We start from the raw sequence: 22,721 nt of genomic DNA, 5'->3' as shown, positions 1-22,721 counted from the left end.
TTGCCGCGTCCAACTGTTGTCGAGCATCGTGCGAACCGTCGATAAGCGAACCCCAAGGTTTCGTTAACGCCGTCCTCGCAGAGTGGTCTTGTCAGACGAGGAAGGGAGAACACAGTGAAGGCACTCGCGAGCACAGCCGTCCTCGGCGGAGTCATTGCGGCGGCGGTCATCGGATTGGCCGGGTCGGCGTCGGCGACGGCGACGCCGGTAGTGAACACCTGGTGTCCACACAGCGAGTTGATGCATCCGACGTGGGATGTGAACACCGGGGAACCTGTCATCTGCGTCAACACCGGGATCAGCGGGTACATGTGGGTTCCTGACGCCACCCGCTGATTCCCGGCCACTGCCGCGGATTCACGTGGCGACTTTTCGGGGCCATGCCGGTGAGCGAATCTGGCTGTGCCCCAGTCACCGAAGCGCCCAGCCGACGCAATCCGCAGCAGTGGCGGACGCCCGAAAAGCATATCCGCTGCCAGATCCATCGAGTGGCAGACCGGTAGCTGGGCTGATTTCCCGGGCGGCAAGCCGCTCGGTCATCGGCATTACCGTGCACTGACGACATCCGGTCGGCAGGGTCAGATGCTCCCTGCCCGTTGATCTTTACTTGCCCCGCGCTGGCCGGTTCGGTCAGCGCGGTATGCGGCAGTTCCGGATGCTTCTGGCTCCGCCGGTCTTCAGCACTATGCCCCTGCTGGGTCGGCCAGGCGCAGAGTGTCGGTGGAGGCTCGTAGTCTTTGCGGCACATTACAACTCGCGATATATCGGAGACTCGATGCCGGGGCTGGACTTCAAGCCAACACGCTATTTGTCATCGAGGACGAGGCGGCCGGAATGGCTGGACAAGGGGCTACGGTGACCAGCTGGGACGAATTCGCGCGTGGACTCGCCTACCAGTTTGCCCTCCTCCCCGACGGGGCGATCCTTCTGATCGATACCGACGAACCCGACACTCAGCCCGGCTTCGCCCAATTCGCTCAGTCCGAAGACATGCTGCACGCCGAACTAGGCGCATACGCCGACCTGGACCGTAACGCCGGGCTGCACAATCCCGGGCACCAGCTCGCACTGCGCGCTGGCTGGCATCCTCCTGACATCGACTGGGATAACTGGTGGTTCCAGGTGCCTCGGTCGGTGCAGCCGGTGGCCGGTCGAGAGTTGGCCACCATGGTGATAGTTGGCCTGCGGGACGCGTTCCACGTTCCCAGCCCCGATCTGCTGGTGTACACAGCGTGGAATGCCCGCGCGGGCAACCGGCCGTTGGATCTTCCCTTGTTGGGGATCGACAGGCAGTGAGCGCTCGACTCTCACGCAGCGTGCCAGCCGGGTACTTGAACTCCGCGATCGTCGATGACTCACTGGCCGATCTCCTCGGCGATCGCTCATCGGCATTTCCGGATGTTCTGCAGCGCACCAGGTTCCGGCCGCCAGCCGCTGGACGGATCCAACTAGCCGCAGCATGGCACAGACCAATCCAGAAGTGCGATCCTGGCGTCCACGTGACATGAGGTGGCGTCTTTCACCAGGCTAAGGCATACCTCATGACATTCCGGATTGCCTGTACTACAACTCATCTCGCATCAGCATGGGCGAGCACTGCCGCACGTCAGAGCCGCGAGCAGATGGCCTTCGCCATTACCCGACGTGTCCGCGCGCTCGGCCCAGCCTCGTGCGGCGAAGTCAGCAACGCCCGCGGACTCGCCGGGCTCTACACCGCCGCGGTACACGGCCTCAATCGGACAAGCACTACGCGCTCGGGTTCCAGGCAAAGGCTGGCAGTACCCGTCCCTCAGCGCCCGTGCGTTCGGCCACGACGGTTCCGCGGGCTCGGAAGCCTTCACCGACCTGCGCAGCGGCATCACCTGCGGATACATTCGGCGCCGGTTCTCCTCCACCTGGCCCTACCTCCGAACATCATCGCCTCGCCGCCGCCGTCCACCACGCGGCTTCGGCAACGTAAGTCAAACTCCCGCGCCTCTTGTCGTGAAGTCAAAGGCTTAGTGGTGTAGCCGAACTGGATCCGGCGTTAGGCGGGCTTTTCGCTGGTTGGTTCAGGCGCTGTTGGCGGGGAGGCGGGGAATAGTCGCCCGACGGCGGCGACGATGGCCGCGCGACGATCGGCTGTGAACTGTTCCTGGCCTGCGGGCGTGGCTGGTCTGGTGAGGCTGGGGTGGCCGGCCCAGGACATGGCGAGCTGATTGACGAACATGAGGATGTCGGCCGGGTCCCACGTGGGGTCGAGGTGACCGTCGCGCTGGGCGCGGCGTAGCTGCTCGGTCTTGCGTGTCATCGTGTCGCGGGTGGCGTCGTCGGGTCCGTCGCCGGCGAATTCGAGCTGTCCCCACTGCATCAGCCGGAGGTTGTCGGGGTGGGCGGTGAAGTAGTCGTGGACTCGGCCCGCGTAGCCGGGCAGGTCGGTGGGGTCCATTCGCGTCGCCTCGGCCACCGCGTCCAGCTCCTGGGCCGCGACGAACCGGTAGAGGTCCTGTTTGCTGCGGAAATATGCATAGACGCGTTCCTTGCCGGTCTTCGCCGTCGCTGCGATCCGGTCCACCCGGGCACCGGCGATCCCGTGTCGGGAGAACTCGGATTTCGCTGCAACGACGATCCGGTCACGTGTCGAGTTGGCACGAGACGGGGACGGCATTTACCCACCCTACCAAACCGAACCGTTCTGTTTGACCAGGTGAACCCTCGAGCGTAGCGTCGAACCGAACAGTTCGGTTCGACCAAGGAAGAAGGCGTTCATGCAGGACAGGACACTCGGCACACAGGGCCTGACCGTGTCGGCGATGGGCTACGGCGCGATGGGCACCGTCATCGGCTACGGCGCCACCGACGACACCGAATCCGTTGCCGCGATCCGCCGCGCCCGCGAGCTGGGAGTGACGTTCTTCGACACCGCCGAGATGTACGGGTGGGGCGAAGGCGAGAAGCTGCTGGGCCGGGCGGTGGCACCGTTCCGCGACGAGGTGGTCATCGCCACCAAGTTCGGATTCACCCCCAGCTTCGGCACCGATTCTCGTCCGAACCATATCCGCGAGGTGGTCGACGCCAGCCTGCGCAACCTCGGCGTGGACTCGATCGACCTGCTGTATCAGCACCGCGTCGACCCGCAGGTGCCGATCGAGGACGTGGTCGGCACGATGGCCGAGTTCGTCACCGCCGGCAAGGTCCGCTACCTCGGTCTGTCCGAAGCCGCCCCGGACGATATCCGCAAAGCCCATGCGGTGCACCCGATCTCGGCGCTGCAAACCGAATACTCGATCTTCGCCCGTGACGCCGAACCCCTGTTTCCTCTGCTGGATGAACTCGGGATCGGGTTCGTCGCCTACTCGCCACTGGCCCGCGGGTTCCTGACCGGTACCGCGAAACCCGCCGACGCGTACGGGCCCGCCGATTTCCGGACCCGGATGCCGTGGTGGAACCCGGACAACTACGACGCCAACGCCGGCATAGTCGACCAGCTCACCGACCTGGCCGCCTCGAGGGGCATGACCGTATCGCAGCTAGCGCTGGCCTGGACGCTGGTGCAGCGCGACTACAATGTGCCGATCCCCGGCTCCCGTAATCCCGACCGCGTCGCCGCGAACATCGCCGCCACTGACGTGACACTGACCGCGGCGGACCTCGCACGCATCAACGAGATCGCGCCCACAGGCGGCCACGGTGGCCGCGGCACACCCTCACCCTGGCTGTAACCAGCCCACTGTGAGGAGAGGCCGTCGCGGGCCGGCACATTCGAACGAGATCCGGCGCGATTGCACCACTATCCCCGTCAACTGCCGCACCACATTCGGCATTTCCGGATGTTCTGCAGCGCAACAGGTTCCGGCCGCCGGCAGCCGCTGGACGGATCCAACTAGCCGCAGCATGACACAGACCAATCCAGAAGTGCGATCCTGGCGTCCACGTGACATGCGGCGACGTCTTTCACCAGGCTAAGGCATACCTCATGACATTCCGGATTGCCTGTACTACAACTCATCTCACATCAGCATGAGCGAGCACTGCCGCCAGCTATACGACCCTCTGCCCGTCGATCTTCCGATGCCCACGCGGCCGGTTCGGTCAGCGCGGTATGCGCCATGAGAGCTCGCTATCGCTGACCATATGCAGTAGTCCTGCTGGAGTGGGGGAAGAGGGCGGGTTTGGGTTGCGTGGTTCAGTCGACGGGGGTGTCGTGTGCTGCGCGGTTGGTGAGCACTTCATCCATGTGCGTTTCGGCCCAGCCCTTGATCTCGCGAACCAATCGGTGCAGCGAGAGGCCGAGGTCGGTCAGTTCGTAGGAGACCGTCACGGGCACGGTCGGTATTGCCGTGCGGGTGATCAGACCGTCTCGCTCCAGGGAGCGGAGGGTTTGGGTAAGCATCTTCTGGCTGACGCCTGCCAGCTGGCGCGACAGCTCCGAGTAGCGCATCGAACGCGGCTCGCCGGCGCAGGGGGTGCCGGGCTGATGTGACCCGCCGTTGCCGAGCGCGGTCACGATCAGTGTGACCCATTTATCGGAGATCCGTTCCAGCAGTTTGCGGCTCGGGCATGCCGCCAGGAAGGCGTCGTATTCGGCCTTGGACTGCGCTCTCTTCTGGGCTGCCGTCATCGTTGCCATCAGCGGCTTCTCCAACCTGTGGGTGAGTTACGCACTTCGAGGTGCCTACTTCCTATCAGGAAGTTACAGGTCAATGATGGAGAAGGACACCAGCAGAGACCAACCGGCTCGAGATGAGAGACAGAGGTATGAACGCACCCTCCCCTTCGCTTCCCGGCGGAACCTGGACCCTGGGCGACCTGACTGTTACCCGGTTCGGTTACGGCGCAATGCAACTCGCCGGCCCTGGGGTCATGGGTCCGCCTGCCGATCGCGACGGCGCGCTCGCCGTCCTGCGCGAGGTCGTCGACTTCGGCATCACCCACATCGATACCGCCGACGCCTACGGGCCACGCATCACAAACCAGCTGATCCGCGAAGCACTGCACCCTTACCCCGAACAGCTGCACATCGTGACCAAGGTTGGGGCGACCCGAGATCAGCAGGGTGGATGGCCCCCGGCCCGACGACCCGAAGAATTGCGCCGCGCCGTCCACGAGAACCTGGAAGCGCTCGGTCTCGAGGCGCTCGACGTGGTCAACCTCCGGCTCGGCAATGCTCGAGGGCCACAGTCCGGTTCACTCGCAGAGCCGTTCGAGACCCTCGCCGAACTCCAGCAGCAGGGTCTGATCCGCCACCTCGGCGTGAGCAACGCGACGGCCGAACAGGTCGCCGAGGCGCAGACGATCGCGCCGATCGTGTGCGTGCAGAACATGTACAACCTTGCCTACCGTCGAGACGACGAACTGATCGACACCCTCGCCGAGCAGGGCATCGCCTACGTACCTTTCTTCCCGCTCGGTGGCTTCAGTCCACTACAGTCCGCGGCGCTGTCGGCCGCCGCCGACCGGTTGAATGCGACACCGATGTCAGTGGCCCTGGCCTGGCTGCTGCATCGATCACCGAATATCCTGCTGATCCCAGGTACCTCATCGACGATCCACCTGCGCGAGAATCTCGTCGGCGCGGGAATGTCGCTCTCCGACAACGAAATCGACGAACTGGAAAAGATCAGCCACTAACCGAATTCCGCGCTGCCACCGCGGACCGTGACCAACGAACACACGCAACTCGGCAATAGCGGACGTTCTGCACCGCAACAGGTTCCGACCACCGGCGCCCCGCGCTGGCCGGTTCGGTCAGCGCGGTATGCGGCAGATCAGTGCGTTGTCGCGAGGATCGTCGGATGGCTCGTGGGAGACCCTGCTGAACTCGTAGAGGCTTACCGCTGCCTGATCCAGTACATCCCGCGACCGGATTCAGCCGGGGCCCGCTTTTCGCGGGGGGCTATCCGGTCGAGTCGGTAGCCGAGCCGGTGTGCGACAGCGGCGCTGCGCAGATTGGCTGCATCGCAGTGGATCTCGAGTCTGTCGATCCCCGGCAGCGCTATCGCGATCCGGGTCAGCGCGTCCGCGCTGCGGGTCATCACACCGCGTCCGGTGTGCTCGGCGTGGCACCAATAACCGATCTCGAGCACCGAGGGGCCGAGACGGTCGTGCACGCCGATCGCGCCGAGTACTGTGCCGTCACTACCGAAGATGCCGTAGTCGAAACCGCGATCGGCACTGGGCCAGCCCTGTGCGACGTTCTCACCGAATGCGCGTTGCTGCTCCAGGGTGGTCGGTTCGGCCAGCCAGTGCATCCAGGGATGGAGATGCTCGAAGGACGTCGTGATCGCCTCGAACCGGGCCATCAGATCCTCCGGCTGCCAGCGACGGATCAGCAGGTCCCCCAAGTCGATTCGTTGCGGAGGTCCTACGCCCGGTTCAAGTGCCGGCGACAATTCCACGTCCATGCCTGCGATAGTGGTGATCCAATCGCATGCGCGGCAACTGGATATCCACCGTCCTCGTGAAGCGCCGCATTCGGCATGAGCGCGCACTGCAGGCGGTCGTACGGCGCTCTGCCCGTTGATCTTCCGATGCCCCGCACTGGCCTGTTCGGTCAGCACGGTATTCGCCATGACCGCACGCGGCCGGTAGGTGGTCGAGGTGGGCTCGCCGTAATCGCCGGCAGCGGAGCGCCTCCCTCCGACCCGGGGGTATACGCCGCACCGGCGATTGGGAACATTCTTGTTCGCTAACACTCGGGGCGGTTGCGCAGATATGTCAATCGTTGCAGCAGTGTCGCCGATCGGTTTGCAGTGCAACGGGATACGGCGCGAACGAGGGAGTGATCGGATCATGAAGCGAAATACCGCGGGTGTGGCAGTGTTGGCCGGCGTGTTGGTGGCGGTGACCGCTGGGTGCACCGCGAACGGAAATGGGTCGCTGACGGTTTCGCCGGGTCCGGCCACCGTGTCGAGCTCGGTTCCGACCGGCGGTCCGACGGGTTCGGGTGGGACGCCGGCACCCAGCGGTGCGCCTGCTTCGCCGGGGTCGGGGGGCTCGCCGGATTCCGGCGGCGGGCAGCCATCCGGCGGAGGTAGTCCGGTTGCGGGCGATGGTTCGACCGGGACCACGGCGCCGACGCCGACGGTCGCGCCCATCGCGGAATGCACGAACGGTCAGATCCATGTCCGCGCCGAAAACCTGGCAGCCCTGAACCAGAACTACGCCGGCACCGCGCTGATCTTCGAAACCACTGGCGACACCTCGTGCTGGATGGTCGGCTACCCCGGCGTCGACATGTGGGCCCCGGGCAACAACTGGGTGCACGCCCGGCGCTCCCTGTACAGCGCCGTCTACGGCCAGAACCCCGACCACAGCTTCTTGACCCCACAGCAGGTGACGATCAAGCCCGGGCAGCCCGCCCACGCCATCGTCGAAAGCACCACCACCGACAACGGCCGCCCCTGCCCGGTATCCCACACCCTCAACGTCACTCCACCCGACATGACCGCCACCCAACCGGTGGAGACCGGCAGCATGTACCCCTGCTCGGTCGTCATACACCCCATCACCCCGTAGCCCGAGCAACTCCCCGCCGTCCGGCGCCCAGGAATCACCTTGGTGCACAGGGCCGGCCACGGAAGAACCGCATGTATCGATGATCCCGGCCACGTCGGTTTCCTCGGGCACATTCGCCGCGTCCACTCCACAGCTCGGCGAGAGTAAAGGGGTTGACGGTCGTGAAGTGCTATGCGGCAGTCAATGGTCTGCGACCGGGGCCCATGACACTGAGCCCATGGCCGTTTCGAACCGTGCACTATGTGGCGGAGAAAGTGCATACAATGCGTTCCGAACCGGGTCGTTCGGCTAGCCAGGAGCGGGCCGCGGGGACCGGTTCCGGCGCGAACCGATCGTCAGGATCGATCTTCTCGATCGCAGTCCGATGGTGGTTTCACCGATTGCCTCGATTTCGTGCTGTCTGATCGTATCGTTAACTGGCTCAAGAAAACTCGCCACTTCAAGGGAACGTGCAGTGTCCGAGATCTGGTCGGACCGAACTCAGAGGGGAGAACGAATGAGAATGCGTGCCTTCGCTGGTATGGCCGTGGCCGCAGCACTGATTTCGATGGCCTGTGCGGGTACCGCCAATGCGGATGCGGTGAATCCGAACGACTACATGATCGGTGACACCGTCTACTTCAACGTGGGTCCCGCGCAGTGTTCGATCAAGTCGGATGGCACGACGGGTTGTGACATCGCGCCCGGCATCGCCAGGTGGCTGAACATGATTCCGGTGACCGATCTCGCCATCGATGTGCCGTTCCTGCCCGCGCACCCGACCTTCGGCGTGTTCGGTCCATACGGTCGTTCCGATGCCAACACCCTCCCGCAGGGCAACGGATACGGCTCGACCATCAGCTACGCGGGCGCCACGTGCAGTGGTGGCGGGCGCGGCGGGATCCTGTGCAATTCGAAGGGACACAGCTTCGACTTCGGCTGGTCCGGCACCACGACGACCTAGATCGGATTACGCGGCAGCCCGATCATTTGACCGTTTACGCGGGCAGGGCGGCAAGAACAGCCGCTTTTGATTCTGTTCTGGGCCAGCAGTATCCCGACTGCGCACAGTTCGTGGTCGCTGACATCCACCGACGTTGTTAGTCGATACTGCTCGGTCATCGGCATTGCGGTGCGTTCGGCCGTCCTCGGATGGATACGGCCGGTTGGTCTTCCACCGCGCCGCGCTGGCCAGATCGGTCAGCGCGGTTTGCGGCAGGACGTCCGTGCAAGAGCGGATGGAGTTCGACCGACCGTGCTACCTCGCCGCTTTTCGACCTGTCGGCCGCCGAGCGCGACTTCGCTGAACGGCACGCCCGCCATGACGCCGACTACGCCGCCATGCGACTGGTCAACTGGCTTGTGACCGATGTCTGCGGGATACCGCTGCCGACCACCGGCGGCCCGGTTGCCCGCAACGAGTACGTCCTTCAGTGCGCCGCCGGCCACATCCCCGACGACGTGTCGCCGGTTGTGGCCGAGATCCTGACCCGGCACGCACCCGCCGCCGCGAGGATGAACGCCTTCTACTGGAAGTTGTTCGGCGGCGACATCCATGCGGAATACCCAGCCGGCAATGACAGATCGGGCCGATGACCCCTCGCACGCTCATCGGCAATAGCTGACATTCCGCCGGCCTCGGATCGGCACGGCCAGTTGATCTTCCGATGCTCCGCGCTGGCCGGTTCGGTCAGCGCGGTATGCGGCATTTCCGGACGTTTGCAACGCCGGCGGTCCGCATGTTCGTGCGGCGGTCGATCAGCTCGATGAGCAGGCTGGCGAACGGTGCGGGAACGGGTGTCGGTGGTTCGCCGAAGCGGATCACGACGCCACCGCTGGTGGTGAGGACGTCGTCGATGTTGTACTGGCGCCGTTCGCTCTGGTCATGCTGCAAATGCGGGTGTTCCACGCCTACAACGACACGCGGACTCCCACCATGATCAACGGCGTCAACACCCCAAAAGCTGTGAAAACGATTCAGTTCAGAATCCTGTTCCGCTGGCTAGACTTTCGATCGCCCCGCGAGCTTCTTCGCCGGGGCGGATCGAGTGAGAAAGCCCTGTGTGATGCATCTGAAATCATTGGTCGCCAACGCGTTCGGCATTGTGACCGTTGCCGCCGCAACCAGTCTCGTGATGGCCGCGGCACCCGCCTCCGCAACGATCACCACATTGACCACAACGTGCGTCCCTCAGGGGTTCTCGGGCGGCTGCGACTACGCGGACATCCAAGCCGGCCTCACGGATGCGACACCTGTCTCGTTCACGATCAACGGCGCGGTGCTTGCAGGGAGCCCGTTCACACCCAAACCGTCGTCGGACGGGTCGTACCACATCGAGCTCGCGCTCGACTGCTCCCACACCCCGTTCCACGTGGTCGCGACCCAAACCAGTGCGACCGGCGGCCCCGTCAGCAAGATGGAGGCCGATTACACTCCTCCGACACCGCTGAACGCGGGTAGCTCGCTGGCCAACAGCCTGACGAACGCCGGCTCCAGCCAGCTTCCCCACCCTGCCTGCCATCTCGTTTATCAGGCGTGACTGCCACTGGACCAGTGCGAGCTTTGCATTTCTCGCCACGAGTACACGTTCTTGTGAGAAGGTGACGTTCCACTCGTGGAATCGGCGCGGCCGGTGCCGGTTACGGGTAACCAACAGTCGACGAGTTCCTGACCGATCCGACTTCGCTCACCCCGCCCATTCCGGCCTGGACCAGGGCGATCCTGGCTGTCCTCAGCGCCGAATCTCTCACTGAAGTGTTCTCGACGTGGCCGACCAGATCGCGATCGGACCGACGATTCCTCACCGCGGGTGAAGACAAGCAGGCATGGGATGGCTCTGGCGGCAGTAGGCGACCCGCGAGAGCTGCGGGCTCCAGCGACGGAGGACGAGATCGTTCGCTGGAGCCAGCTGGCCATGGGCATCAGGTGGTTCTGGAGACGGTTGCCCGACCGCGGGGCGATATCAGTAGATCCCTGGCATCTCGCCGTTGAGCAGAACCTGGATGAAGCACTGGATGTTCGAGCTGCCGATGGTCGGAGCGGGGCCGGGTCCGCGCTCGCCGCCGCGCTCATCATGGCCGCCAGCACGAGGGCGACACTCGATACCCCCACCGCCACTGTATTTCTGATGCTCACATTTGTCTCCTTCGATCCTCGAAGCCGGCATGGTGTTTTGAGCACTGTCAGATCTGGCAGGTGGGGCTGGATGGAGCAGCCAGCAGATGATCGATCCGTCACCGGCGGACCCGGTTCAGCTGGACCCGGTATTGCCCGACCCGATCGGGAATGCCGCACCCGGAACCGCTGCCAGCTCGACGCTCACCGCGGCCGCTGAAGCAGAGTCGGCGCCGCCGATGACGGCCGCACTCATCGCAACCACGCCAAACGCGCCACGAATCACGTTGCGCGACAATTTGTATGCCATACTCCGAAATCCTTACCGCGATGAATGGGATGGTGGGGCGTCAGCGCACGACCGAGTAACGCACGCAGGCGAATTCGCCGTTATGGGCGACTTCCGTGGTCTTCAGTTCGAGACGGCGGGGGAGCAGGGGTGCGCCCGCGCCCAGCGTGACGGGGGCGATGGAGACGATGATTTCGTCCAGCAGGCCCTGATCGGCGAATTGGCCGACCAGCTCGCCGCCGCCCATCAGCCAGAGGTCTTTGCCGTCGGCGGCCGCGGCCATCTCCTTGTGTACGACCTCCACCGGCTTCGAGGTCAATCGGACGTCGCGGCCGTCGTCGAAGGCCGGGAACTCGCGATGGGTGAACACCCAGGTCGGCATGTTGTAAGGCCAGGGCTCGGTGGAATTCTCATTGATCCATTGATAGGTGCTCGAGCCCATGGCGATCGCGCCCGCACCAGCCGCGAACCGGTTCAATCCCAGCGGGCCGTCCCAGTCGACCTGCCGAGACAGCAGCCAATCCAGGTTGTGGTCGGGGGTCGCCAGGAAGCCGTCCAGGCTGGTAGCGGTGTGGTAGACGGTCTTGAAGGTCACGTCATCCTCTCTGGTGTAGCCATTCGATGGGATCGCCGTCTCCGATTTCGGTTCCGGCGATGGATAACTCGGTTCGCAGCCAATGCCGTACGAGATACCTGCGGTGGGTGGAGTAGCTGAGGATGTGGGCGATCACGCTGCCGATGACGAAGCTCTGCGGCGGCTCGCACAGCGCATCGATCAGGGTGTCGTCCCACCCGCCACGCCGGGTGAGATCGCGGATGGTATCCAGCCACCGAACCGCTACGCGCTCATGGCGTTTCACCAATTCCGGGAGAGCGTCGTTGGCGGCCGTCGGGATGTCCTCGCCGTCGATCGCGGCCAGCCACACCTCCTTCGACTCGATGAGATGGGCGAGCACGGTGGCAATGGATTCCTCGGGCCCCCGGAACGACTCCACCAGCAGGCCCGGAAATCGCACCCGCCGGTACTGCGATTCGTCGAGTTGCGCTGCCATACCGAGGAGTTCGCGGGTGTCGTCGATATCGTGATGGATCAGCAGGGTCGTGGGATCCAGCACGGCCTGTTCTTTCGGCGCACTCGTCACCCACAGCGACATGGGTGGGTGAAAGTGGATGCCATTGCTCGTGGGCAACCACCGTCGGCGCTCGTCCGCGGGAGTCAGGCTCGGTGGATGCCCGAAGGCGGCGCTGAACGCGCGGCTGAAACCCTCCACCGAGTCGTACCCAGCCGCGAACGCGACGTCGGTCACCGACTTACCCGTCGACAGCTCCCACGCCGCCCGCTCCAGCAGCACCCGCCGCTTCAGCGCCACCGGCGGCTCGCCGGTACCGCGCGAGAACTGTCGGGTGAAATGGAACGGCGAAACGAAGGCATCAGCCGCCATCGCACCGAGCGTGGTGTTGTTCTCGTCCAGCACCGCGTCGAGCAGTTCGCGTAGTCGATCTCGTCCGGTCTTGGCCACACGACGAGTCTGCCAACGCGGCCCCGAAACCCGCTTGACCGATCTTGCTCAGCCTCCGACTCCACCTCGGCGTACGGGTTCAGGCCGTACTCACACTGCAAAATGATGCGTTCCGCCAGCGCCGGATCAGCAGGGCCAGTTGACCTTCGCCTGCCTCTCACTGGCCGGTTCGGTCAGCGCGGTCAGCGGCAGTTCAGTGCGTTCGACCTGGATCGAACCCGGATCGGTCTGACAGGAACTCGAGGATCAAGCGGCGCAGCTCTGGAGCTTGCGTGCCGTCCAGCTCCGCGATCATCGCATCCGCTCGCCGGGCAATGCCCCGCGCCTTGTCCAAGAGCCCTGCCGGGCCTAACCATTGGTCCTGACGAAGCCGGAGCGCGGCACGCAACAGATCTCCCGGATAAAAGTCACCAGCAGCGAGCGGATTCGCCTCCAGCCGGTCAAGTGTCCGGGGCAGGATTGCTGCGGTTCCGACGTTCTGCGACAACATGATTCGCAGGTCCTCGGTACTCAGTTCTCCTATCGGAACCTGTCGCAGCCTGTGGACTGTCCGAACCAAGCTGGTTGCCTCCGAAGGGTGTATCGGCCAAACAACGCCCTCGACGTCCTCAATCGATTGCGGGAATTCTTCGCCGCCGGATACGTGCTTCACCGCCGTCGCTACCTCCATCGCGCTCTGCTCGTTCGCGCACAATAGTTATCCGCTGTCAGGACTCGCCCGACGGTAGCGTCGCCAGTTTGAACAGCGCGCCATGCGGCATTAGCGTGCATTTACGTTTGCCGCGAGTCTCACGATTGTCGATACGCCGACTGCGGGGCGGAGCGATGAGACGCATTGAACGGACTGACTGGTGGTGTTCAGAGTCGGCGGTCGTCGGCCGGGATGAGTAGGGGAAGGGCGAAGTTGCACAGTTCTTCAGCTGCATCGACGTTTTGTGGGGTCTTGCCCAGTATTGGCTCGAGGATTCGGGGGGCGGGCGCGCCGGGCCAGGTGTGGCCCATGCCGTGAATGGTCCATGCCTCCACGCGAGTCCCGCCGACGCCACCGCCGACGGCGCGCCGGGTTACCGCCAGATGGTTGGGGTCGGAACCTGCCGGCCGTTCTTCGACCGTCTCGTCCGCGGCGCAGCGATCGATTTCGCCCCAGTGCCTAGCAGTTTCGGCAAGTGAGAGGGTCCGTCCGCGGAGTTCGCCATTCGGGCCGCGGCGTCGTGAGTGTCCGCCCTCGATCGGGACAACCCGATCGGCGGTTCCGTTGATCAGCAGCGCCGAGACTGCGTGGGTCGGCTGCAGGTCGGCCAATTCGGCGGGTAACCCGCCCGCGATCGCGGCAAACACCGCAACCGATTCGGAGGCCTCCAGCGCCATCCGGTGCGCCATGAACGCGCCATTCGAGATGCCCGCCAACAGCAATCCGTCATGTCTGGTGCCGTGCTGATCGGCGCACCACTTGGCGACTGTCCGCAGGAAGGCGACGTCGTCCACCGCATGTCGGTCACCGGTGGTGACACCGCGGCCGTCCGCCCAGGCGCCGCCGAAAGCTTCCGGATAGGCCACCGCGATGCCATGCCGATCGGCGCACGCGCCAAAACCGTTGGTGCGCCGCGATATCGAATCGGCGAAGCGCTGGAGCGGTCCGAGTACAGATGAACGGTTGCCGTGCAGAACCAGCACCAGCGGCAAGTCCGCACGCGGCGCGGCGGGTAGCCGAAGCGCGAACGACCGTCGTCGCCCATCGACCCGCAAGTGCACGGTCTTCATCGATCCCCCCGTAGTGAGATATACAGCCTAACTGCGCAGTTTACCTGTCCTGCATTGAAGCGTGGACGAAGGTTCAACGCGCCCGCCCATCGGCTATACCGCGCGCTGACGACGTTCGGTCGGCGGGCTCAGATGACCCCTGCCCGTTGATCTTCCACGCAGCCGCGCTGGCCGGTTCGGTCAGCGCGGTATGCGGCATGTCAGCATGTCCGTTCTACCGCTGTGGGTTCGAGGACTTCGCTGAGCGGGAACGAGGGACGCAGCGCGGCGACCAAACAGCGCCGGTGTGTGAAAAGCTCTTGGAAACTTTGTACCTCGGGAGCGGACACCGTTAGAACACGAAACCCAGCGCTCGTGTCGTGGACCGGATCGCCGCGGAACGCGCACTCGTAGGACTGCACCGATTGATGATCCCGCGCGGCTCAGCGCGAACGCCGACCGCGGGGTGCCCGGCCTGAGCGCTCGGGTAGCGGCAGTAGTGGACGTTCTGCGGCGACGCGGGAGGGACTTCACCACAGCGTTTGGGCAAGTCCCGCATCGTCGATGGATGCCGGCGCATCTCTGGGCGAGCACCTTGATCGCCTGCCCGTATCGCCACCGCCGCCCCACCTCCTCGACCTCTGCTTCGGAAAACGGTGTTCGCTTCTCCGACAAAGGTCTTCTCGAGCACATTCTGGTCCTGGTCGAGGTGGCGGCGATGCCGCCAATACCACTCGCCTGTCCAACTACCGGCGACGGGCTACCCACTCACCTGACCGACGAGTGCCGTTGCAGTACTACGCCACCGTGGGTTCCTCGTACCGGATTTGGTGCCTGGCGGCGATCGGGTTGATCTTGGCCGGGTCGAGGGCACCCGCGGTGAGCACGGCCGGCCCCGCCTCGATCAGATCCTCCAGATAGCACTCCCAGCCGCCCGGTGACGAGATCTGGATGAGGCGAGGCGGGGGTGTGGAGGCGCAGCGCAGGGCGTGCGGAATGCCGTGGGGGAGTAGGACGAACATCCCGGCGGTGGCGTGCTGGACGCGGTCGTCGAATTCCACCTCGAGTGTGCCGTCGAGCACGTAGATGCATTCGTCGGCCACGTGATGGGTGTGGCGGGGGATATCGCGGGCGAGGGTGACTTCCAGGAGCGAGAAGCGGCCTTCGGTATCGGCGGTGGTGGCCTTCACAGCGAACGCGGGCGGCAGGGGCAGGCGGCCGGGGCGGGCCGCGCCGGCGTCGAGCAGCAGAAATCGATTGTGGGACATGGTGGTATCCTCCGACTCAAGAGAAACGGAACCGGAATCCGGATCCGTTTCGAGTGTAGGTCGGAAGGGGACCCGAGTGTCAAGCCCATTGTCGCCGGCGCGCAAGCCGCGTGCGGACGCCTCCCGCAATCGTGACCGCATCCTGGAAGCCGCGCGAAACCTGTTCGCGGAGCGGGGAAGCCAGGTCCAACTGCCGGAAGTGGCGCGGGCCGCGGGTGTCGGGATCGGCACCGTGTACCGGCACTTCCCGGCCCAGGCCGACCTGATCGAAGCCGCGGCCGCGCAACGCTTCGCCGAGATCGAGGAATATGCGCGCACCGAATGTCTGAACCACGCCGAGCCCGGCCGGGCAGTGCTGGATTATCTGACCCATGTCGGCGAAACCCTGGCGGCCGACAGTGGATTGTCCGCCGCCATCGAAGCCTCCCGTCAATCGCGCGGTAGTGAACCGCGCGGCGCTGCGCTGGAACAGCTCGCCGAGATCCTCGGCGCGCTCATCGAATCCGACCGGGCCGCTGGAACGGTGCGCCCGGACTTGACCGTCGCCGATGTGTACATGGTCGTCGGCGCACTGTCCGCCACCATTCGCTCCGGCAGTGGCGACTGGCGCCGGTTGCTCACTCTGCTGTCCGACGGGCTGCGGGTCTAGCCTGGGTGCGTATCACCGCTTTATTTAGGTCAAGCGACGCAACGGGCATGGGCGTGCAGTGCCGGCGGTCGGACTCGCTCGAGCTGTTGGTCTTTCAGGCGGCCGTGTAGCCGCCTCGAACCGCGCGGGTCGCGCAATAGAGCGCGCATATCGAACAGCGTGTTGCAGGAGTTCAGTTGTCGCTGGGTCGCTGGTGGCCGTGTTCGAGCTTGGTACCTGACTGGTCGAGCACCGCGACGTCGTTGCCTGACGCTGTCCACACCGAGATTCCGAAGTCGTACCAGGACACGTCGAAGTCTGCGTCGCCGATCATCTGTTCTGCGCGATCGCTTTCATCGAACTCGACTATGAACACATCGCCCGGGCGCAGCCAGTACTCCTCTGCCCATGGCTCAACCCAAATCAAGAATGGTTTGTCCGAGTGCGGGTTGGTGAATCTGATCTTGGGCACGGCCGAAGCGTATTGGGGCAGGCGGTATGCCGCAGTCTGACGTTGGACTCGCCGCCACGCGCTATGTGGCAATTGGGTGCGTTCAGCGGACCTCGTCCTAGCTGAAGCGGCGTGCCGATAGCCCGTCGGATGCGCTTCGGCCCTGTGCTGAGGCATCGGCCGACTCGCTGGCAAGGCCGTTTGTTCTCCTCAGCAAGCTTGCTGTCCTGTGGAAGAGTGGTGCCCGCTCATGAATTCGGCTCTGCGGATCCGGGTCTGAGGTTGGTCGAACGATGAAGGGGAGGCTTGATGGAAGCAGCATTCGATGTGGCCGGGCTGATCGGCTATCGCTATCGCGTCGATGACTACTACGAAGTTGGTCGGGAGAAGATCCGCGAATACGCGCGAGCTGTCCAGGACTCCCATTCAGCACACTGGAGCGAGTCCGCTGCCAATGAGCTCGGGTTTGCCGGGTTGGTCGCGCCGGCGACGTTCGCCTCGATCGTGGCGATGCGGGCCAATCGTGCTCTGCTCGAGAACGTCCTGGCCGGCTACGACATGTTCGTGCACACCGACCAGGTCTTCGAGATGTACAAGCCTGTCCTGGCCGGTGACCGATTGATCAGTGATGTCGAACTGTCCGCGGTTCGCCGTGTCGCAGGCAAGGACCTGCTCACCATTACCAATACATTCACCGACCAGTCCGACCAGATCGTGCAGATCATGCACACCACGGTCGTCGGCATCACCAGCGATGACGTCGATGCCGACATCGGCGATGCCATCGAGGGCGTGATCATGAGCGGATTGGAACCCGCGCCCTCGCCCGCAGCCTCGGCGCCACCCGCCGGACACCCAGTGGCCGATCAGCCTGCACAGGCCGCCCCCCGGCAATCGCACGTCTCGCGAACACGTTTGCCGCACACAGCAATCCGTTTCGAGGACATCGCCGTCGGTGACGAGCTACCGGCCCGGGCCGTCCGACTGACGCGGGGCGACCTGGTGAACTACGCGGGAGTCGCCGGTGATGTGAATCCGATCCACTGGAACGAGGAAGTCGCTTCATTGGCCGGCCTTCCCGATGTGATCGCGCACGGCATGCTGACCATGGGCCTCGGGGCGGGGTTTGTCACCGACTGGCTCGGCGACCCCGGTGCCATCATCCGGTACGGAGCCCGGCTGTCGAACTACACCGTCGTCGGAGCCGTCTCGGCCGGGGACGTGGAGTTCAGCGGCCGGATCAAATCGATCGACCCAGAAACCAGAACCGCCACAGTCGTTCTCACCGCGAAGTCCGCTGGGCGCAAGATCTTCGGTCTGGCCACCATAGACGTTCGCCTCAGTTAGCCGGTGACTCCATGACGACGCGCTCGGCGATCTGATGTGTACCGAGCGTGCACATCGACAGAAGTGGATGTTCCTGCGCCGCAGTCGGTCTCGCCGCCGACCGGTCCGCGTTGGCCGGTTCGGCATGCGGCAAGGCAGATTTTGGCGTCGGGATCTCATCGTGAGTTCTCGACGTCGCTGCTGATCGGCATGAACCCACAGCTGCAACGATCCCGCGGCAAGAAGGTGCGCCTGCCACGGCATGATGAGCCCATGACGAAACCGACGCCGTCCCGGGATGGGGTGGATGCACGAAGGTCGGCAAGGCGACCGTTCCTCGGACTGATCGTCGGTTTCGTTGGCGGGGTGGCTATTACGACGGTCGCGGCAGCCGGATTCTTCATGCATCGCACCGATACGGTTCAAACGTATCCGGCATCGTCGGCCGACAACTACGCCGCCGCGGTGAAACGAGTACATAGCCCGATGGATCTCGACCGCTACGAAGTCTGGCTCGGACAGTTGGTCGACGGCGGGGTACCGCGCGGTCACGTCGTGGCGATACCGCTCACTTGGAGCACCGAGCCGCGCATCGACTGGAATCAGGACATGGTTGTCCTGCATTTCGAGCCTGGCGGTGAGATCCGTGTTCCTATGACGATGGTGCTTGATACCCGATAGCCCAGAATTGCTTGGGGCGCAAGGGTTTGGTGCGTATCGGGTGGTTGCGGCCCGGCGCGGTGGCAGTGGCGATGCGTGGCCGGATGTGGCTGTGCACCTTCGAATTTCGCGGTCGTTACCGCCGGCACCCGTCGAGCAGCAGGCCGATGGTGAGATGCACCTCGTAGTTCGGGTCGACCAGCTCTGCGCCCGCGCAGATGTCGCCGATCGCGCGCAGCAGTTGATAGGCGGAGACGTCGGCGGTGATCTCGCCGGCGTTGCGGCCGGCGGTGAGGAGACTGTCGAACACCGGCACGAGTCGGTCGAGGAACAGTGTGTGCAGGGCGGTGAAGCGGTCGGGGTCGCTGCGCATCGCGGCGGCGAGTCCATGCTTGGTCACCAGGAAGTCCACGAACAGATCCACCCATCGACGCAGTGCGGCGAAGGGTGAGGACTCCGCCGCGAGCAGGGCGGGCCCGGCCTCGGCGCAGGCGTCGATCTGATGCCGGTAGACGGCCGCGACGAGGTCCGCTCGCGCGGGGAAGTGCCGGTAGATCGTGCCCATGCCGACGCCCGCCGCGGCGGCGATCTGGCGTACCGGCGCGTCCACGCCATGGGTGACGAACACCGATGCCGCGGCATCGAGCAGGGCCCGCTCGTTCCGTCGCGCGTCGGCGCGTTTGGCCGAACTGGCGGTGGCCGGCATCCGCTCATCGTGTGCGCCCACGTGACTTCCCTTCTTCACAGCAACGGTTGCCAAGCGGAACACTGCTCCGTATATTCGGAACAGTGCTCCGCTTGAGTATATCCGCGGTTCGCGCGGATTCTCGACCCCGCCACGGCGCAGCGCTCATCACTATCGGAGGGAAACCCCATGCCCGGACCAGACACTGCCGCCCCGAGCGCTGTGCCCGCCCTGACCACCCCGATCATCAGCGTCAAACCGGTCGTCCTGCCCGCGTCCGAACGCGGCGACGACCTGCAGGTGCGCGTATCCGCACCCACCGTCGGCACCGGTCTGCCCATCGTCGTGCTCGCCCACGGCTACGGCGAGTCGATGTCCTCCTACGACCCGCTGGTCGACTTCTGGGCCGGCAACGGTTTCGTCGTCGTGCAGCCCACGTTCCTCGATTCACGGACCCTCGGCCTCACTCCGGCCGATCCCCGCTACCCGGACATCTGGCGCGTCCGAGTCCGCGACGTCACGCAGGTACTCGACCAGCTCGACCGGATCGCTGCCGCGATTCCAGGGCTCGACGAACGCATCGACCGCGATCGTATTGCCGTCGCAGGACATTCCTGGGGCGGACAGACCGTCGGCATCCTGCTCGGCGCACGCGTCCTCGGCGCCGACGGGCGGCCTGGACCCGATCTGACCGATGCGCGGGTGAAAGCCGGTGTCCTGCTTGCTACTACCGGCCTCGGCGGCGACACCCTGACCCCGTTCGCCGCCGAGAACTTCTCCTTCATGAACCCAAACTTCGACAACCTGACCACACCGACCCTCGTGGTCGCGGGCGATCACGATCAATCCCATCTCTCGACCCGCGGCCCCGACTGGTTCACCGACGTCTACGCCTACAGCCCTGGCGCCCAAAGCTTGCTCACCATCTTCGGAGGCGATCATTCACTGGGCGGAATCCATGGCTACAACGCCAAGGACACCACCGACGAAAGCCCCGACCGCGTCGCGCTGATCCGGAAGGCTTCGTGGGCCTACCTCTGTAGCGCCCTCGGAATCGATGACATGGCATGGAAGCAGGTGCAGACCGATCTCGCGCAGACCATCGATCCGATCGGCCGCATCGACCACAAGTAGACGCACCCATCGCAAGGCGGTGACCGGCTTCAGTGTTCTGGTAGCCAGCGGTAAGCTGATACTGGCGTCTTTCTCGGTACCAAATGACGTCTTGTCCGGTCTGGTCGATGCTGCAGATGTCGGCCGGCGAGAATGCGCGTTTCTGTCGGGACGCATCATGAACTTCACCAAGGAGCGAATCGGGTGTCGCAAAGTCGATTCGGCATGTGACGCACTCGCAGACCCAGTCCGGTAGCTCGGCAGCGCCGCCCAGTACCCGGACGTCATAAAGCTCGTTGTAAGGAAGCAAAATGTCTAGCAAGATCATCAAAACCCTTGCCGCGACTCTTATTGCCGCGCCCCTGCTCGTCCTCGCCGCGCCCGCGGCCACTGCCGATTCGACTGCCACGGCGCCCCCGTCGCCCTCCGCCACTCCGGTCGACGGATCGTTCGGATCAGCTACGTGGTGTATCCCCCTCGGCAGTGTCGTCTGGTGCATCTGAGTGAGCGTCTGAGAACTCCGGTGATGGGTGCATGACGCTCGAGAGTCGAGTGAACTCCCGGTAGAGCAGTGATTGCTGAAATCAATTGCTGTACAAGGAGTTCATTCGTCGTCATTGCGTATTCCCGTGTGTTCGTCGTGCCCGACTGGCATTGCGTGGCCGCATGACCAGCAGATTCGAGCGGTGGCGTCGCGCAGTCTTCAGGGAGCAATCCTGACACCTGCCACATCACATAATCGGCAGTAGAGGACGTTCTCGGCCGCAGTCGGTTCCGTGCGCCGGCCAAACCGTGCTGGCTGCTCGCGTCCGCGCGATGCTGCCACCCGGGAGGTCGAGTGTGGTTGTGCGGCAACCGGGCTCAGGAGCGCAGCAGCTGCCGCACCCGGGCTGCCTCGCGGGTGAGGTGGTCGCGCTCGGGCACGGTGGTGGCTGCGCGGGATGCCTCGGCGTACAGGGTGGCGGCCTGCTCGAGGTTGCCGGCGCGTTCGTGGAGGTAGGCGCGGACTGCGGTGTGGCGGGGGAGTTCTGGGTCCAGTTCGGCCAGCGCGGCCAGGCCGGCTCGGGGGCCGTCGGCCTCGCCGACTGCCACTGCGCGGTTCAGGCGCACTACCGGGCTGTCGGTGAGGAGTAGCAGTTCGTCGTACCACTCCACGATCTGTACCCAGTCCGTCTCGGCGGTGCTCGGGGCATCGGCGTGCAGGGCGGCGATCGCGGCCTGGGCCTGGTATTCGCCCAGCCGGTCGCAGGCCAACGCGTTCTGCAGAATCCCCACCCCCTCGGCGATAAGGCCTGTGTCCCAACGGGATCGGTCCTGCGCTGCGAGCGGCACCAGGCGGCCACCCGGGCCGGTGCGAGATGCCCGGCGAGCATGATGCAGCAGCATCAGCGCGAGCAGCCCCGCGACCTCGGGATCGTCGGTCGAGGCGGCGAGCTGGCGGGTGAGGCGGATGGCTTCGGCCGCCAGATCGACGTCCCCGCTGTAGCCTTCGTTGAAGACGAGGTAGAGCACGCGCAGCACCGTCGTGACGTCGCCGGGCCGGTCGAGTGGCAGTCCCGTGATCCGCCGTTTGGCGCGGCTGATCCGTTGCGCCACAGTCGCTTCGGGGACGAGATAGGCCGTGGCTATCTGCCGGGTCGTCAGGCCGCCGACGGCGCGCAAGGTCAATGCGACGGCCGACCCGGGGGACAGGGAGGGGTGCGCGCACAGGAAATACAGCCACAGCGTGTCATCCGTGACGGCGACCGGACCTGCCGGAGGCTCGACCTCCATGGCGAGTTCCCTTCCCCGCCTGGATGTTTCGGCGCGGGCGGCATCGAGGAACTTGTGCCAGGCGGCCGCGACGAGCCACGCCTTGGCATCGCGCGGTGGCTCGTCCGGCCACGTTTCCAGTGCCCGAATCAGCGCCTCCTGCACCGCATCCTCGGCCGGGGCGAAGTCGGCTCCGCGGCGGACGAGGACGCCGATCACCGCGGGTACGAGTTCGCGTAGCAGCGACTCGTTCACTCGGTGACCGTGGGTGACGCGGTGAGAAACGGTCGCAGCTCGAGCCACTCCTGGATCGGCTTCCCGCCCGCGCCCGGCGCCGCGGACAGCTCGCCGGCCACCTCGAGCGCCCGCTCGTAGGTCTCGACGTCGATGATCATCCACCCGGCGATCAGATCCTTGGTCTCCGCGAACGGGCCGTCGGTGACCGGCGGGCGACCCTCGCCGTCGGACCGGACGAACGTGCCCTTCGGCGAGAGCGCCTGACTGTCGACGTACTCGCCGGTGGTCTCGAGTCGCGCGGCGAAGTCCTCCATGTACTGCACGTGGGCCGAGATCTCGTCCGGCGTCCACTGGTCCATCTGCACGTCGTTGACCGAGGCCGGCGCACCCCGGTAGTGCTTGAGCAGCAGGTATTTCGGCATGATGTTCTCCTCGGTTCGTACGGCCCATTCTGGCCGCGT

27 protein-coding genes are annotated in these 22,721 nt (G+C 64.9%); 13 read left to right on the top strand and 14 right to left on the bottom strand.

The annotated features are described in order from the left end of the window. The first annotated feature begins 114 nt into the window (after positions 1–114). Together ACFXIV_RS45530 and ACFXIV_RS45525 are read left to right on the top strand one after the other, a co-directional pair. On the top strand, positions 115–336 hold the full coding sequence (locus ACFXIV_RS45530) for a hypothetical protein (protein ID WP_157184744.1): 222 nt from the start codon (positions 115–117) through the stop codon (positions 334–336). 519 nt (positions 337–855) lie between these two features. Beyond that, positions 856–1,296, top strand: coding sequence for a hypothetical protein (locus ACFXIV_RS45525; protein WP_379403705.1), 441 nt, complete (start codon positions 856–858; stop codon positions 1,294–1,296). Positions 1,297–2,026: 730 nt separating this feature from the next. Here ACFXIV_RS45525 and ACFXIV_RS45520 read toward each other — a convergent pair. Further along, the gene (locus tag ACFXIV_RS45520; RefSeq protein ID WP_379403704.1) at positions 2,027–2,647 is read right to left on the bottom strand and encodes a TetR family transcriptional regulator; all 621 of its coding nucleotides are present in this window, start codon (positions 2,645–2,647) and stop codon (positions 2,027–2,029) included. 100 nt (positions 2,648–2,747) lie between these two features. On the opposite strand from ACFXIV_RS45520, the gene ACFXIV_RS45515 reads away from it, so the two are divergent. Next, a complete protein-coding gene (locus tag ACFXIV_RS45515) occupies positions 2,748–3,701 on the top strand; it encodes an aldo/keto reductase (protein ID WP_379403703.1) in 954 nt (317 codons plus the stop codon). A 464-nt stretch (positions 3,702–4,165) separates the two neighbouring features. Here the strand turns inward: ACFXIV_RS45515 and ACFXIV_RS45510 are convergent, their stop codons facing one another. After that, positions 4,166–4,609 (bottom strand): winged helix-turn-helix transcriptional regulator, encoded by a 444-nt coding sequence (locus ACFXIV_RS45510; protein ID WP_379385297.1) that lies wholly within the window; start codon positions 4,607–4,609, stop codon positions 4,166–4,168. 128 nt (positions 4,610–4,737) lie between these two features. On the opposite strand from ACFXIV_RS45510, the gene ACFXIV_RS45505 reads away from it, so the two are divergent. Next, positions 4,738–5,610, top strand: a complete 873-nt coding sequence (locus ACFXIV_RS45505) for an aldo/keto reductase family oxidoreductase (RefSeq protein WP_379403702.1) — start codon at positions 4,738–4,740, stop codon at positions 5,608–5,610. Positions 5,611–5,810: 200 nt separating this feature from the next. Here ACFXIV_RS45505 and ACFXIV_RS45500 read toward each other — a convergent pair whose 3' ends face one another. Next, positions 5,811–6,551: a GNAT family N-acetyltransferase gene (locus ACFXIV_RS45500; protein WP_379421467.1), complete on the bottom strand. Its 741-nt coding sequence runs from the start codon at positions 6,549–6,551 to the stop codon at positions 5,811–5,813. Positions 6,552–6,771: 220 nt separating this feature from the next. On the opposite strand from ACFXIV_RS45500, the gene ACFXIV_RS45495 reads away from it, so the two are divergent. The 3 genes from ACFXIV_RS45495 (at position 6,772) to ACFXIV_RS45485 (ending at position 9,072) form a co-directional block, all read left to right on the top strand. After that, on the top strand, positions 6,772–7,497 hold the full coding sequence (locus ACFXIV_RS45495; RefSeq protein ID WP_379403700.1) for a DUF4232 domain-containing protein: 726 nt from the start codon (positions 6,772–6,774) through the stop codon (positions 7,495–7,497). Positions 7,498–7,999: 502 nt separating this feature from the next. Further along, positions 8,000–8,440, top strand: coding sequence for a hypothetical protein (locus ACFXIV_RS45490; protein WP_379403699.1), 441 nt, complete (start codon positions 8,000–8,002; stop codon positions 8,438–8,440). A gap of 188 nt (positions 8,441–8,628) precedes the next feature. Next, entirely contained in the window at positions 8,629–9,072 is a 444-nt protein-coding gene (locus tag ACFXIV_RS45485; RefSeq protein ID WP_379403698.1) for a hypothetical protein, read from the top strand. 94 nt (positions 9,073–9,166) lie between these two features. Here the strand turns inward: ACFXIV_RS45485 and ACFXIV_RS45480 are convergent, their stop codons facing one another. Beyond that, entirely contained in the window at positions 9,167–9,385 is a 219-nt protein-coding gene (locus tag ACFXIV_RS45480) for a hypothetical protein (protein WP_379403697.1), read from the bottom strand. A gap of 154 nt (positions 9,386–9,539) precedes the next feature. On the opposite strand from ACFXIV_RS45480, the gene ACFXIV_RS45475 reads away from it, so the two are divergent. Further along, on the top strand, positions 9,540–10,016 hold the full coding sequence (locus ACFXIV_RS45475) for a hypothetical protein (protein ID WP_379403696.1): 477 nt from the start codon (positions 9,540–9,542) through the stop codon (positions 10,014–10,016). 711 nt (positions 10,017–10,727) lie between these two features. Here the strand turns inward: ACFXIV_RS45475 and ACFXIV_RS45470 are convergent. The 6 genes from ACFXIV_RS45470 to ACFXIV_RS45445 all read right to left on the bottom strand — a co-directional run bounded on the left by ACFXIV_RS45470 (position 10,728) and on the right by ACFXIV_RS45445 (position 15,408). Beyond that, positions 10,728–10,901 carry a hypothetical protein gene (locus ACFXIV_RS45470; RefSeq protein WP_379403695.1) on the bottom strand — a complete coding sequence of 58 codons (174 nt, stop codon included), beginning with the start codon at positions 10,899–10,901 and terminating at the stop codon, positions 10,728–10,730. A 40-nt stretch (positions 10,902–10,941) separates the two neighbouring features. Beyond that, complete coding sequence (locus tag ACFXIV_RS45465; protein WP_379403694.1) at positions 10,942–11,475, bottom strand: dihydrofolate reductase family protein; 534 nt, start codon at positions 11,473–11,475, stop codon at positions 10,942–10,944. A 1-nt stretch (position 11,476) separates the two neighbouring features. Beyond that, entirely contained in the window at positions 11,477–12,400 is a 924-nt protein-coding gene (locus tag ACFXIV_RS45460; RefSeq protein WP_379403693.1) for a helix-turn-helix domain-containing protein, read from the bottom strand. 193 nt (positions 12,401–12,593) lie between these two features. Further along, positions 12,594–13,070 (bottom strand): contact-dependent growth inhibition system immunity protein, encoded by a 477-nt coding sequence (locus ACFXIV_RS45455; RefSeq protein WP_379403692.1) that lies wholly within the window; start codon positions 13,068–13,070, stop codon positions 12,594–12,596. A 188-nt stretch (positions 13,071–13,258) separates the two neighbouring features. Beyond that, positions 13,259–14,161 (bottom strand): alpha/beta hydrolase family esterase, encoded by a 903-nt coding sequence (locus tag ACFXIV_RS45450; RefSeq protein WP_379403691.1) that lies wholly within the window; start codon positions 14,159–14,161, stop codon positions 13,259–13,261. A gap of 776 nt (positions 14,162–14,937) precedes the next feature. Continuing rightward, entirely contained in the window at positions 14,938–15,408 is a 471-nt protein-coding gene (locus ACFXIV_RS45445) for a cupin domain-containing protein (protein ID WP_379403690.1), read from the bottom strand. Between the two features lie 76 nt (positions 15,409–15,484). Between ACFXIV_RS45445 and ACFXIV_RS45440 the strand changes: the two genes are divergently transcribed. After that, entirely contained in the window at positions 15,485–16,057 is a 573-nt protein-coding gene (locus tag ACFXIV_RS45440) for a TetR/AcrR family transcriptional regulator (RefSeq protein WP_379403689.1), read from the top strand. A 172-nt stretch (positions 16,058–16,229) separates the two neighbouring features. Here ACFXIV_RS45440 and ACFXIV_RS45435 read toward each other — a convergent pair whose 3' ends face one another. Beyond that, positions 16,230–16,508, bottom strand: coding sequence for a hypothetical protein (locus ACFXIV_RS45435; protein ID WP_379403688.1), 279 nt, complete (start codon positions 16,506–16,508; stop codon positions 16,230–16,232). Positions 16,509–16,796: 288 nt separating this feature from the next. On the opposite strand from ACFXIV_RS45435, the gene ACFXIV_RS45430 reads away from it, so the two are divergent. Then, complete coding sequence (locus ACFXIV_RS45430) at positions 16,797–17,834, top strand: fused (3R)-hydroxyacyl-ACP dehydratase subunits HadA/HadB (RefSeq protein ID WP_379403687.1); 1,038 nt, start codon at positions 16,797–16,799, stop codon at positions 17,832–17,834. 63 nt (positions 17,835–17,897) lie between these two features. Beyond that, positions 17,898–18,494: a hypothetical protein gene (locus ACFXIV_RS45425; protein ID WP_379403686.1), complete on the top strand. Its 597-nt coding sequence runs from the start codon at positions 17,898–17,900 to the stop codon at positions 18,492–18,494. Between the two features lie 115 nt (positions 18,495–18,609). On the opposite strand, the gene ACFXIV_RS45420 is transcribed toward ACFXIV_RS45425, so the two are convergent. Continuing rightward, positions 18,610–19,179 carry a TetR/AcrR family transcriptional regulator gene (locus ACFXIV_RS45420; RefSeq protein ID WP_379403707.1) on the bottom strand — a complete coding sequence of 190 codons (570 nt, stop codon included), beginning with the start codon at positions 19,177–19,179 and terminating at the stop codon, positions 18,610–18,612. A 168-nt stretch (positions 19,180–19,347) separates the two neighbouring features. Between ACFXIV_RS45420 and ACFXIV_RS45415 the strand changes: the two genes are divergently transcribed. Both ACFXIV_RS45415 and ACFXIV_RS45410 read left to right on the top strand, forming a co-directional pair. Then, positions 19,348–20,292 (top strand): alpha/beta hydrolase family protein, encoded by a 945-nt coding sequence (locus ACFXIV_RS45415; RefSeq protein ID WP_379403685.1) that lies wholly within the window; start codon positions 19,348–19,350, stop codon positions 20,290–20,292. 290 nt (positions 20,293–20,582) lie between these two features. After that, positions 20,583–20,774, top strand: a complete 192-nt coding sequence (locus tag ACFXIV_RS45410; RefSeq protein WP_379403684.1) for a hypothetical protein — start codon at positions 20,583–20,585, stop codon at positions 20,772–20,774. A 358-nt stretch (positions 20,775–21,132) separates the two neighbouring features. Here ACFXIV_RS45410 and ACFXIV_RS45405 read toward each other — a convergent pair whose 3' ends face one another. Then, positions 21,133–22,278 carry an RNA polymerase sigma factor gene (locus ACFXIV_RS45405; RefSeq protein WP_379403683.1) on the bottom strand — a complete coding sequence of 382 codons (1,146 nt, stop codon included), beginning with the start codon at positions 22,276–22,278 and terminating at the stop codon, positions 21,133–21,135. Further along, positions 22,275–22,682: a YciI family protein gene (locus ACFXIV_RS45400; RefSeq protein WP_379403682.1), complete on the bottom strand. Its 408-nt coding sequence runs from the start codon at positions 22,680–22,682 to the stop codon at positions 22,275–22,277. The genes ACFXIV_RS45405 and ACFXIV_RS45400 overlap by 4 nt, the downstream gene beginning before the upstream one ends. Positions 22,683–22,721 lie beyond the last annotated feature (39 nt).

This window comes from Nocardia sp. NPDC059236, from assembly GCF_042754085.1.
GTDB lineage: Bacteria > Actinomycetota > Actinomycetes > Mycobacteriales > Mycobacteriaceae > Nocardia.
Note: the sequence above shows the minus strand (reverse complement) of the source record. Positions and strands in the feature narration are given on the sequence as shown.